Source organism: Paenibacillus sp. W4I10 (genome assembly GCF_030816325.1).
Taxonomy (GTDB): domain Bacteria; phylum Bacillota; class Bacilli; order Paenibacillales; family Paenibacillaceae; genus Paenibacillus; species Paenibacillus amylolyticus_B.
The window spans coordinates 3,381,749-3,393,550 of the sequence record NZ_JAUSXX010000001.1; the positions used below are offsets into that span (position 1 = coordinate 3,381,749).

At 45.4% G+C, this 11,802-nt stretch carries 9 protein-coding genes; all 9 read right to left on the reverse strand.

All coding sequences use genetic code 11. The features are described 5' to 3' along the window. Nucleotides 1-15 precede the first annotated feature (15 nt). Complete coding sequence (locus QF049_RS15025) at nt 16-2,094, reverse strand: S-layer homology domain-containing protein (RefSeq protein ID WP_307538431.1); 2,079 nt, start codon at nt 2,092-2,094, stop codon at nt 16-18. A 134-nt stretch (nt 2,095-2,228) separates the two neighbouring features. Then, on the reverse strand, nt 2,229-4,898 hold the full coding sequence (locus QF049_RS15030; RefSeq protein ID WP_307538434.1) for a winged helix-turn-helix domain-containing protein: 2,670 nt from the start codon (nt 4,896-4,898) through the stop codon (nt 2,229-2,231). 197 nt (nt 4,899-5,095) lie between these two features. Further along, on the reverse strand, nt 5,096-5,635 hold the full coding sequence (pgsA, locus tag QF049_RS15035) for a CDP-diacylglycerol--glycerol-3-phosphate 3-phosphatidyltransferase (protein ID WP_307538436.1): 540 nt from the start codon (nt 5,633-5,635) through the stop codon (nt 5,096-5,098). Beyond that, nucleotides 5,635-6,180 (reverse strand): ClbS/DfsB family four-helix bundle protein, encoded by a 546-nt coding sequence (locus QF049_RS15040; RefSeq protein ID WP_307538438.1) that lies wholly within the window; start codon nt 6,178-6,180, stop codon nt 5,635-5,637. Before QF049_RS15040 ends, pgsA begins: the two co-directional genes overlap by 1 nt. Before the next feature lie 199 nt (nt 6,181-6,379). Beyond that, complete coding sequence (locus QF049_RS15045) at nt 6,380-8,305, reverse strand: FtsX-like permease family protein (RefSeq protein WP_307538440.1); 1,926 nt, start codon at nt 8,303-8,305, stop codon at nt 6,380-6,382. Beyond that, nucleotides 8,302-9,057, reverse strand: a complete 756-nt coding sequence (locus QF049_RS15050) for an ABC transporter ATP-binding protein (RefSeq protein WP_036610294.1) — start codon at nt 9,055-9,057, stop codon at nt 8,302-8,304. Before QF049_RS15050 ends, QF049_RS15045 begins: the two co-directional genes overlap by 4 nt. A 116-nt stretch (nt 9,058-9,173) precedes the next feature. Beyond that, nucleotides 9,174-10,178, reverse strand: a complete 1,005-nt coding sequence (locus QF049_RS15055; RefSeq protein ID WP_307538443.1) for a sensor histidine kinase — start codon at nt 10,176-10,178, stop codon at nt 9,174-9,176. Next, nucleotides 10,175-10,864 (reverse strand): response regulator transcription factor, encoded by a 690-nt coding sequence (locus QF049_RS15060; RefSeq protein WP_307538446.1) that lies wholly within the window; start codon nt 10,862-10,864, stop codon nt 10,175-10,177. The genes QF049_RS15055 and QF049_RS15060 overlap by 4 nt, the downstream gene beginning before the upstream one ends. Nucleotides 10,865-11,019: 155 nt before the next feature. Beyond that, nucleotides 11,020-11,778, reverse strand: a complete 759-nt coding sequence (locus QF049_RS15065) for an SDR family NAD(P)-dependent oxidoreductase (protein ID WP_307538448.1) — start codon at nt 11,776-11,778, stop codon at nt 11,020-11,022. Between the last annotated feature and the right edge of the window lie 24 nt (nt 11,779-11,802).

The window sequence follows — 11,802 nt, forward strand, 5'->3', positions numbered from 1 at the left end:
CTGTTTTAAAATGCGCTACTCTATTTCTCTCAAATCAACGTACACGTGACCTACACCAACTTTGCCCAGAGGGTCCGTAACCTTCACCTCAACCCGAATAGGCTCACTACTCGTCCCCAGTGCAGTAACGTATAGTTTCTGTCCATCCATTCTGACATCTGCCAATTGTGGATCAGGAGAGTCAGCCTGTAGTGTGAGAGTTGATCTAACGTCATCTTCATCTTCAAACATAAAGGACAGGTCAATCTCAACCTCATCTCCATAAACATAAGCGGTATTACCCGCAGGTGCCTCTACCAATACAGGAGAAGCATCATCAAAATCATACATATCCAAACGTTGCAGCAACGTGTGATGCAGTGTGAAGTCAGGCTCTTCTCTCAGGGTTATGGAATTGTTACTCACATCCAAGTATTGCAGACTAGACAATTCAGCAATTCCAACGGGTAAATGAACAAGCTCATTACTGTTCATATCCAGTTCTTGTAAGGAATCTAGTCCGCTCACATCCAATAAAGCAAGTCGATTATTCGCGAGTTTCAGATACTCCAGCTGATTCAATCCTGTAACATTAATCTGCGTCAGTTCGTTACCGGATAAATCAAGCCAATTCAAGTGATCGAATCCAGAGGCATCCGCTTTGCTTATGGCGTTTCCGGACAGATCAATTTCGGTTACATTCAATCCTTTGAATATCTCGACTCCTGTCAGATCGGAAATACCCGCATTTCTCGCATACAACCCTCCATTGGTCTGAATGAGTGCTTCCACCAACTCATCTTTGGTCAGTGGATCATCCACATCCTTTTGCAACCAATAAGCAATAGCTCCAGCCAAATGTGGATCAGGGAATTGGCGACTTATCGTATTGGCCTGTACCTTAACCTTGAGTTGTGCCGTAACACTTGCGCCCTGGTCGTCAACTGCTTTGATCGTCAGCGTTGTTTCTCCAGCAGCCTGTGGAACAAGTCGAATCACTTTTTCTACGACAGTAGAGGAAACAAGGGTTGCATCTCCGGTTATGACACTGAATTGCAATTCATCACCATCTGGATCACTAAAATACGTCGAGACGTTCAAGTCCAATGCGGCATGATCTAGTGTAAGTTCCTGATCAGGCAAACCGCCACTAATAACCAGTGGCGCCCTGTTCCCCGTACCTGGATTGGACGGAGTGGAAGGATTCGTTGGAGTAGTTGGCGCAGATCCACCTCCACCACCGGTGCTTCCATTTCCATTCCCATTCCCTGGTGCCGCCCCGGAATTACCGTTTGCGTTTCCTGTACCGTTCCCTGCGTTATTGCCTCCTGAAGTTGTACCCTGTACCTCGGTTACCTTTCCTGGCTCATCAGGTTTGGATTCCGAATTGGCGCCCTCTTGACTCGCAGCTTCATCAAGAGCTTGAATGACTTCAGTTGCGCGTAATGCGATCACGGCCATTTCCTGTCTGGAAGTAGAACGCTTCGGCGCAAAGTTTCCATTGTCCCCTTTCAAGATTCCCAACTCAACAGCCTGTTGTACACTTGGCAAAGCCCAGGCACTAATTTCGGAAGTATCCTTAAATGACAACTCTTTGGTCAAATTTAATGTTTCATCATATCCTTTAGCCTTCAGAGCCCGAATAATCGTTGTTGCCAGCTCTTCCCTTGTTACCAGACCAGCAGGACGAAACGTTCCATCGGGATAACCATTCATAATTCCAGCCAATTGAAGTGCACGAATATAGGAACCATTCTCAGCGTTACGATCCAGATCCCTGAATAACTGATCTGGAAGCTGGACTGACGACAGCACGTTCAATTCCAATAGTTGAGCCAGTGTATATGCAAGGTCCCCTCTTGTTAACGTTGCGCTCGGGTTGAAATTCCCTGCTTCATCCGCCAGAATCATCTGTTGCTCGGCAGCCCTTTCAATGGCTTGCTTGGCCCACGGTGCTGCCTGCTGCAAATCGCGAATGCTTACTGCATCGGTCGCTGCATGCACTGTCCCGGGAACCGTAATGACGGATAAAGACAGAAGGGCTGCCCAATAAGGCGAGACCTTACGGATCTTATTTTTCGTATGAACTTTTCGTTTGGATATTCGTGTTGACATCTCTTAACGTTACCTCCCACGTGACATAACTCTGGTGTCAGCAAAGACTCGTCAGGGTTATTTGATTATCTTCATTGTAGGAGAGACCTTAACTTGAAAACAGTCTACAAAAGAGTAGACATTGTTTCACTACATCATAACAATCCCCGCTGCTCCGCAATTTGTACAGCATGAGTACGACTGCTCGCACCCAGCTTTGCAAACACTCGGCGAATGTGTGTATTAACAGTTCCGGGTGAGATGCCAAACTCGGCAGCAATCTGTTTGCTGGTCAGGCCCTCAGCGATGTGACCAAATATTTTTTGCTCCATCGGGCTGAGTCCCACTTCCTTTGTATCCAGCTTGGCCTCTCCTGCAGATGAGAGGCCTCTCAATCGTTTGTTTCTTGCAAAAACAGATAATAGCTGCTTCACATAAGCCATTTTCACACCATCATCATGTATCGCCTTTGTACGACGCAGATAGAGATAGTCCTGCAGCAACTGTTTCATCTGTTCACCTTCAGCAACAAATGAACGGATATATCCTTCGGGTCCTCCCAGCACCAGAGCACGGGATAACGCCACAACACTGGCATCTGTGAATCCCTGCTTGTGCAGCATGATTGACTCTAGCAGAGCACACTCTACCTGTTCAGTGAGCCAGTCCCGTTCTTCAGCCTGTTTACGGATTCGTCTCAGTTCCTCTCGTGCATGATCATACTGTTCAAGAACGATCATCGCACGTATGCGAATCATGGAAAGGAAAATCTGATCACAGCTGATCTCAGCAGCCACATCTCCTTCGTTTGCAGACTTAGCCAGAATGGTTTGGGCCGATGCCACCGGACTCATTTCAATTAAAATTCGGTATTGATGTGCTTTCAGTGCTGGCTGCCAGTACTCCATATCCTTCACAGATAATAATCCTAAGACCTGCTGGAGCAGTTTCAAGCCTTCTTCAGGTCGACCCAGTGTAAGTTCAAGTCTGGCTTTGAGTACATAAGCTGGAACAAGCAACGCAGCCACCTTGAACTGCAAAGCCACTTCAAGCGCTCGGTCCGCATAACCGATCGCTTCTACAACTCGATCCTGTTCCATTAAAATCTCACCATATCCAACACCGTAGTAGGACGTTACATAGGCATGTTCAACATACCAACGTTCCGTAATCGCTCCGAAGCAAGCTTCACCACGCCTCAGGTAGCCATTAACCCCATGGAAGCTGCGCAGGCGCATGCTCTCTCTCCGATCATAGTCCATATACTGAAAGGCAATATCATCAGGATAGCCCTGATCGATGTAGGACACCAAATAATGAGCCAGCCCATCTAAATCTCTATTCAAATAGGCCATGTATGCTCGCATCACACATATAACTTGCAACAAATAACCGGTGATCTCAGGTTCCAGCTGCCCTTGAAGATGCACCCGGATCACTTGTTCCAGTTCATCAAGCTGCTTCACCATCTGTCCATAAGGCATTTCACGCGCAACAAGGAACAGGTAAGACATATATAATTTGGGACGTGATTTCACGATCTCCAGTGGCACAACATCAAAGTATCGCCGGAGCGTCCACCACTCTCCCATAATAAAATGGGCAAACAACTCTTCCAGCAGTCTCGCTGCATCCTGCATGTGTTGTCCGAGAATATAATGATCCAGCGCTTCAGCCGGGTATCCTTGTTGTTCATACCAAGGTGCAGCAAGAGCATGTAATTCATTTACTTGTTCAGTACCACAACGATCCAGCTCACGCTTTAGAAATGCAGAGAACAAATGATGATAACGATACCAGTTCGCTTCCCGATCAAGTGGAACAAGAAACAGATGTTCCTTCTCCAATTGCCTTAACAATTGTGGGGCTTCCTGCATATCACTTAATACCTGACATAAACTGCTGTTCATTCTTCTCGTGATCGCTGTCCGGAGCAGAAATTGCTGCATTTCCGGTGACTGGCGCTGGAATACCTCTTCAAGCAGGTAATCTGAAATCGTCCTCTCGCCAGTAGGTCCATGATCTTCACGTGAGAGAGGTGACGATACCGAATTCATAGGGCTGACCAACGTGTTTCCACCCCATGCGTGAGATAAAGCAAGCAGCTTCAATCCGGCAGCCCACCCCTCCGTCTGCTGTACCCAACCACGCGCATCTCCCCCGGCAATATCCAATTGCATAATCTCTTGGCAAAATTCAATGCCCTCTTCTGGCGTAAATGCCAGTTCCAGAAGCGTAAATTGCTTCAATTCACCTCTCAGACGCAGCTTTTCAAGCTTGAATGGAGGATATGTTCGACTAGACAGGACTAGATGAATGGATAGGGGGAGATTTTCAATAAAGTATTGCATCTGTTCATGAATCTCCGGCTGGGTTACTGCATGATAGTCATCCAGAATAAGCAGCGTATGTTGATTGGTCTGGGCAACACGGTTCAACAATAATATCAATGCTGACCTGGGGTCAATCGGGTACCGTTGCAAAAAATGTGGCAGTACATCACCGCAGAGTTCCTTAATCACTCGATTCAGTGCATGAATAATGTAGAGCCAAAACTGAAGCGGGTCCTGATCTTTATCATCCAGGCAGACACAGGCTGCATGAACAGCTTCACTTCTCACCCAGCTGCCCAACAGTGTTGATTTTCCTGAACCCGCCGGGGCAGTCAACAAAGTGACTTTGGATTGGAACAATTCTTTGCGTTGCAAACTTAGCCGTGGACGATCCATTGTATCTGCTGGTAAGGGTGGAAGTTCCAGTTTGGTTGTTAAAATCATAAATTGAAGCCAGTCCCCGTGGAGACCAGCGGTATGTTCCTGTTGCATGAGATCCTCCCGAATCAGCACCATGGTGCACTTTTTTCCGATTCATTATATGTACATTCAGATACTCTAAGTATACAAGGAACCATGACTATGCCCCACATATTTTTGAACAGAAACAAACGACAAACAAACCCTGCACGTTGAATTGATTGCAGGGTACCATTTGCGTTGTGAAGCCATGATCCAATCGACGCTTTCTATCTTCCTGTCTGTAGCAACTTATAGTTTACTAGAATATAATTCAATCCCGATAACAGCGTAACTCCTGCTGCCAGCCACAATAAAATTACATCAACTCGCACCTCAGTCAGCAAACTAAACAGAACATTGTTCAACAAAATGGCAATGATCGCTGCCACCTGAAGCACCATTTTGATTTTTCCATACCGATCGGCTGCAAGAGCAATACCCTGTTCTGTGGCTACCATTCGTAATGCAGTAATGACAATCTCACGTCCTATAATGATTACTGCAATCCATGAACTGATCATATTCTCCTGCACCATCATGACCAGCGCTACCGCAATCAACAGTTTATCCGCCAGTGGATCAAGCAACTTTCCCAGATTCGTGATCTGATTATATTTTCTTGCCACATATCCATCTAATTTATCCGTACCTGCCGCTACCGCAAAAATAATTAGTGCAATCATCACGCTTTGCTGATGGAGAAAACAGATCATAAACAATGGAATCAACGCGATTCTAGCCAACGTGATTTTATTTGCCAGGTTCATTAGATATCTCCACTCCTCTCATCCATGTTGGCTAACTGACCTTTTTTCCATTTACGAATTCGGGTCCGAAACGATTTAAACGGGGCTACCGAATTGATCTGGATCCACTTCACCATAGCCCACCCGGGCTTCGTTCCTGTCCACTGTCTCATCCCTTGTACAAATAACTCCTCTTCACTCAGGGAGTCAATCCAGTTTTGCCATTGTTGTTCTGTCTCCCCAAACAATGAGCGTAGCTCCTCCAGCGTGTAACTTGAATACTTTTCGTAAAATGATTCATTTAACGACCCCAATTGGTTCCATTTATATCCTGGTGCAGGCATATGACATTCATTTCCCAACTGCTCTTCTTTCTCCCAATCCATCACCAGGTTCATCCATCCTAACTGGTAGGCGATCATCTGGGCAGGAGTCTTATCTACACCTTCAACCCACTTATCTTTATCACTCTCATGGATGTCATTGAATTCACCCTCAAACAATTCATAGGTGCGTCGAATCGTCTCACTTAACTCTTTCTTCGAGGCATATAGAATTCCAGGCACGCTACTCCACTCCTCTCGTTTCACCGTTATACATGAATCAGAAGCATGGACTCTATCATCATTTCGACCCAATTCCATAATCATCCTTTTTTTTCATGAGGCATCATACTTAGAAAAAGAAAAAAGAGCAGTCTGTAAACAATACAGCTGCCCTTTACTCAACCTATTTTGCTATATCAGCATACTCCTGATCCCAATTCTACAAAGCTTCCTTAATCACCCGTTTATAGTACCACACGGACAACAGACCAAAAATCGAATATAACAATGTATAGACTATCATGACAATGACCGTAGGTGTCGCCAGCTCTGTGCCAAAGAAGAACCACCCTGATTTTACGGCAAAATAACTATGGCTCAATCCTACCATGAGCGGAATACCGAAGTTAAACAACTGCTTGATCTGAATGCCACGCAACAGATTGCCTTGCGTAAATCCGAGCTTTCGCAGAATGGTATAATCGCCCTTCTCCTCTTCACTCTCATTCATTTGTTTAAAGTACAGGATACATCCCGATGTAATTAAAAACGTCAAGCCTAGGAATCCAACAATGAACATAATTAGGCCCATCGTGTTACGTTGGTTATTTCTGAACTCAATCTGGGAGAAACTTGGGGCTTCCAACTGCTGCTCCTTATATACGGCATATGCCTCTTCAGCCTGCCCCTCGTTCAGAATACGTACACCATAGTAGTCATCCCACTCGGCTTTCTGCAGCTCGGGATCGATGTCCTGCTTCAGTTGCTGATATACCGTCTCATCCACGACCGCTACAGGCGTGCCCCCAGTATAGTACGCGGGAAGGACGCCTTGTTTGGTTGTTCCGATCAGTTGTTGTGCCAGCCTATGTTTCAACCCGTGCAAGACGATTGGACCTTTCTCCTGAATGGAAATTAACTGTTGAATGGCATTTCCATATCCCATGAAGACCACTTCGCCTGGTTGTAGATCAATGTTATCTACCATCTTGTCACTCAACACACTACTGAACAGGTACTGTTCCGTCATGGACTCATCCATCACTTCATGAGCATCAATTTCAATGTAAATGGGCTGTCTGTGCTTCTCTTCATATGGAATCTGTTTGTGTTCCAACTCCGTCACAAAGCGATTTTTCACATCCGCCTGAGCAAAAGAGAAATCCTCCGGCAAACTTTCCTTCGCCTGAGTCTCTGCGGAATAATATGAAATGTAACTGAGCGACAGCATGCCAATAGCAAGCGCCGACACGGTTGTAATAATCGTAAGCAGCAATGCATTAGATTTCATGCGGAACATGATTGAAGATAAAGACAACACCTCATGAATGGTAAGGTAGCCGTTTTTGCTTTTGCGAATCAGATTAAAAATAAAACTTACCGAACCCTTATAGAACAGGTATGTGCCCAGTATGACGGAGAAGAGAATCAGGATCATTGTATACATCAACTGCTGCATATCCATTGCCTCACCGCTGAACAGCCGTGCAGACATGAAGTATCCATACACAATCAGAGCAATGCCCAAGACCCCAACAATCATCTGTCCGACAGACATCTTCTGCACCTGCTGCTCCGAAGTGGCCGACACGCGAAAGAGTGAGAGAATGCTCTGTCTCTTGATAAAAGTGTAGTTCATCAGCATGATAAGCAAATACATTATCGTAAAGACAATCACCGTTTGCATCAGTGCCATCGGAGAGAAGTACAGTTTCGTAATCGCGTCCACACTGAGAATTTTGAACAGTATCATCAATACCAGCTTGGACGCAAGAAACCCAATTAACACACCGATAGCCATGGAGCCAAAATAGAGAATACTGTTCTCCGCACTCAAAATGCCAAAAATTCTGCCTTTCGTCAGTCCGATCAATTGAAATAATCCAATTTCTTTGCTGCGCCGCTTGATAAAGATTGTATTGGCATAGAGCAAAAAAATACCGACAATGACGATTAACAGTACCGAAGATGCGCCTATAGCCGCCGCACCTTTCGTTGAAGCAGCTACCTCATCCATGGAAGGATCATACTGTAACGTCACAAAGGAAAAATATAAGGCCACACTGAACACAAGCGCAAAAACATAGAGATAATAATTCTTCAGATTTTTCCTGAGATTACGGAAGATAATATAATTCAAGCTCATTGCTGTACACCACCCAATACGCCCTGGGTTTTGATAATATCGTTGAAAAACGATTGCCGGGACTCGTCTCCTTTATTCAGCTGGGTGTAGATCTGACCGTCTCGAATGAAGATCACTCTGCTGCAATAACTTGCGGCAACCGGATCATGGGTAACCATAATAATGGTCGCCTTTCGTGCGCTGTTCATGTCACTTAACTTGCCGAGCAGATCCGAAGCGGACTTGGAATCCAGCGCTCCTGTCGGCTCATCCGCAAAAATGATACTCGGCTCGTGGACAAATGCTCGTGCTGCCGAAGTCCGCTGCTTCTGACCCCCTGAAATCTCAGATGGATACTTGTCTTTCAACTCGTAGATTCCCAGTTCACGGGCAATCTGTTCAAACTTCCGGTGTGCCTCCTGTTTTGGAATGCTCGTGATCGAGAGCGGCAATAATACATTTTCCTTTACCGTAAGGGTATCCAGCAGATTGTATTCCTGAAAAATAAAGCCCAGATGATGTTTGCGGAACTCAGCCAGCTGTTTCTCCTTCATTCCGGTGAATTCCTTGCCCTCAATATCAATCGTGCCCTGGCTCACCCGATCGATGGAGGAAAGTACGTTAAGCAGTGTCGTTTTGCCTGAACCCGAAGGCCCCATAATACCTACAAACTCTCCCTTGCTTACCCCAAGATCAATCCCCTTCAGCACTTCCTGTTTATTCAGTTTATTACCATAGACTTTATGAATTTTTTTGGCTTCCAGTATCCACATATCCCACTCACTCCTCTTAGATCTTCTGATAAATGCTCATGTCTATATCATAGGCGGAATGTGCAGTGTTATCGTGTGATTCACCGAACAAAACCAAAAAGCATGTGACATTGTTGTCACACGCCTGCAAGATGCACCATGTCGTTTTTTCGCGGAAAAGTAAGTGTGACGGTTGTGCCCTTGCCAAGAGAAGATTCTACATGAATGTTCATATGAAGCGTCTGGACCACTTGACGAACCAAATATAGTCCCATCCCGGTAGCCGCCCCATCCATTCTGCCTCGGGTGGACGTAAATCCTTTATCAAATATACGTGGCAGATCTTGAGTCTCAATCCCTCGCCCGTGATCCTGAATCATGAGTATGATGTGTCCATCTTGTTCCCGACTTTCAATGAGGATGTCCGATGAATCGCTATATTTCACCGCATTGCTCAACAACTGCCGGAGGATGAAGCCTAACCATTTGCTGTCTGTGAGCACGCGCGATACCATTAAGGACACATCAAAGCCAATGCCTTTGGAAATGCACCACGATTTCAGCGCTCGTATCTCGCTATTCAATACCGGTTCAAGTTCCGTCTCTTCGATGAACAGATCATTATGCATAAACGGAATACGCTTCTGATGAAGCTGCTGATCCAGTAACTGATGAATTCGTAACCATTCATATGTCATTTGGCTCTGTAACTTGTCATCTGGCAAGCGCTCGATCATCAGTTGCAACGCAGTCAGTGGGGTCTTCACCTCATGAATCCAGGACAACATCTCGTCCTTCTCCTGTTCCAGAGCGATAAAATGATGTGACGACTCCTTACGATACCGCTGTGTCTGGGAACTGACCGCCTCATGTACAATCTGCTCATATGGACTTTCGGCGATATCGAGTTCTCTTAGATCATAGGTATGATCCCAGATGCTCAATTTTTTATAGAAACGGGTCTCTTTCAGGTATCTCGCCCAGATAAAAACAAGACATACCACCACATTCAATCCTACGATATACACCACAGATTGGAATGGAATGGACGAGTCCAGGTAGGCCACCAATAAAATAATAAGTTGCATGCTTACCAGTAGCCATAACCAACTAGCCCTTTCTCGTATGTACTTTCCGATCATGCTTCTGCCTCTTCCGTTGCCATGTACCCCTGACCTACTTTGGTTTCAATGTAACGCTCCAAGCCGATGGATTCAAGTTTCTTCCGTAACCGATTAACGTTAACCGTCAGCGTATTGTCACTCACAAAATGCTCATGATCCCACAAGCTCCGGATGAGGTCCTCACGAGTAACAATCTGATTTTTGTGCTCGACCAGCACTTTAAGGATGAACATCTCATTTTTGGTTAACAGAACAGATTCATCCCCGCAGGTCAGTGTATTTTTCACATATTCAATAGCAGCACCGCGCCAGGTTCGAAGTTCAATATGCTCTGTATTATAGTTATACACCCTCCGCAAAGTCGCTTGGATCTTGGCAATCAATACATCGAAGTGAAAAGGCTTCTGGATAAAATCGTCTGCACCCAAATGCATGGACATGACCATATCCGCAGGGTGATCCCGTGAGGACAAAAAGATAATCGGCACATTAGAGTGCGAACGAATGATCCGGCACCAATGGAACCCGTCATATTGGGGTAACTGAATATCAATAATGACCAGTTGCGGCTGAATTACGCTGTACTCCTGCAATACCTTGCCAAAGTCTTGCACACCATACACGTCATACGACCATTGGGACAAACGTTCCTTGATTTCACTGAATAACGATTCATCGTCTTCAATGAGCATAATTTTAAACAAAAGATTTCACCTACGTTTCTGATCTTCTAAGGTTGAATAAGTCATTAGACTCCGTTATTACGGGTGACCGTTATCGTTATGAATCATTCTTCCGATCGCTGTTACCAGTGTACAGGGAAATCCACAAGAAAACGAGCAAAATGAAGTATACGATATTAACTCTCGGTGGAGTGTATAACATGGCTTGCATCACTGTGTTCGTCGATCCGCTCGATCAACTGCTTCGCTACATCTTGTGGCGATCTTAATTGGCCAGCCTCATATACCTGACTGAATAGCCCGGATAGCGCAAATTCCTCTGCACTCTTTCCGCGTGCAACAGCCTGTAACTCTGTGTCGACCATGCCCGGATCAAAAGCAATAATCTCAACAGGATTCAGCTTTCCCGTTTGCTCCAAGGATACACATTGAGTGAACATGTTCATGCCTGCCTTGGATGTACAGTACACTGTCATGGAAGGCGCGGGATAAGTTCCTGAACCTGAAGAGAGATTAACAATTTTACGTCTAGCGGACAGGTGATTCGTGTGTTGAATAAAAGAGGAACTTAATATCATTGGGGCTGCGAGACTGATGTTGAGACTCTGACTTATCTCTGCCGCACTGCATTGATCTATAGGTCTTAGTGGCTCCAGCATCGCTGCATTATTAATGAGTCCAATGAATTCAGCTTCCTGAGACGGTATTTGGTCCAATATGCGTGTAATCAAATCGTCAATCCCGGTCAGGTCGGCAAGATCGTACTGAACATGTTGATAACGCCCGCTCCATTCCTCGCTTGATTCCAACAGATCCGAGCTCCCGCGTGAAATACCGTAGACCCATTCACCCTTGGCTAATAACAACTCTGCAAGCTGTAGACCGATTCCTTTCGATGTACCTGTAATGATAAAGTGTCTTTTTCCTGTTCCCATTCCAATACCACGTCTCCTCTATTT

What these genes read in the sequence shown, in the direction of transcription:
- pgsA (WP_307538436.1), bottom strand. Translation starts at nt 5,635, where the DNA reads ATGAACCTGGCAAATAAAATCACGTTGGCTAGAATCGCGTTGATTCCA.
- QF049_RS15055 (WP_307538443.1), bottom strand. Translation starts at nt 10,178, where the DNA reads ATGATCGGAAAGTACATACGAGAAAGGGCTAGTTGGTTATGGCTACTG.
- QF049_RS15025 (WP_307538431.1), bottom strand. Translation starts at nt 2,094, where the DNA reads ATGTCAACACGAATATCCAAACGAAAAGTTCATACGAAAAATAAGATC.
- QF049_RS15050 (WP_036610294.1), bottom strand. Translation starts at nt 9,057, where the DNA reads ATGTGGATACTGGAAGCCAAAAAAATTCATAAAGTCTATGGTAATAAA.
- QF049_RS15065 (WP_307538448.1), bottom strand. Translation starts at nt 11,778, where the DNA reads ATGGGAACAGGAAAAAGACACTTTATCATTACAGGTACATCGAAAGGA.
- QF049_RS15045 (WP_307538440.1), bottom strand. Translation starts at nt 8,305, where the DNA reads ATGAGCTTGAATTATATTATCTTCCGTAATCTCAGGAAAAATCTGAAG.
- QF049_RS15030 (WP_307538434.1), bottom strand. Translation starts at nt 4,898, where the DNA reads ATGCAACAGGAACATACCGCTGGTCTCCACGGGGACTGGCTTCAATTT.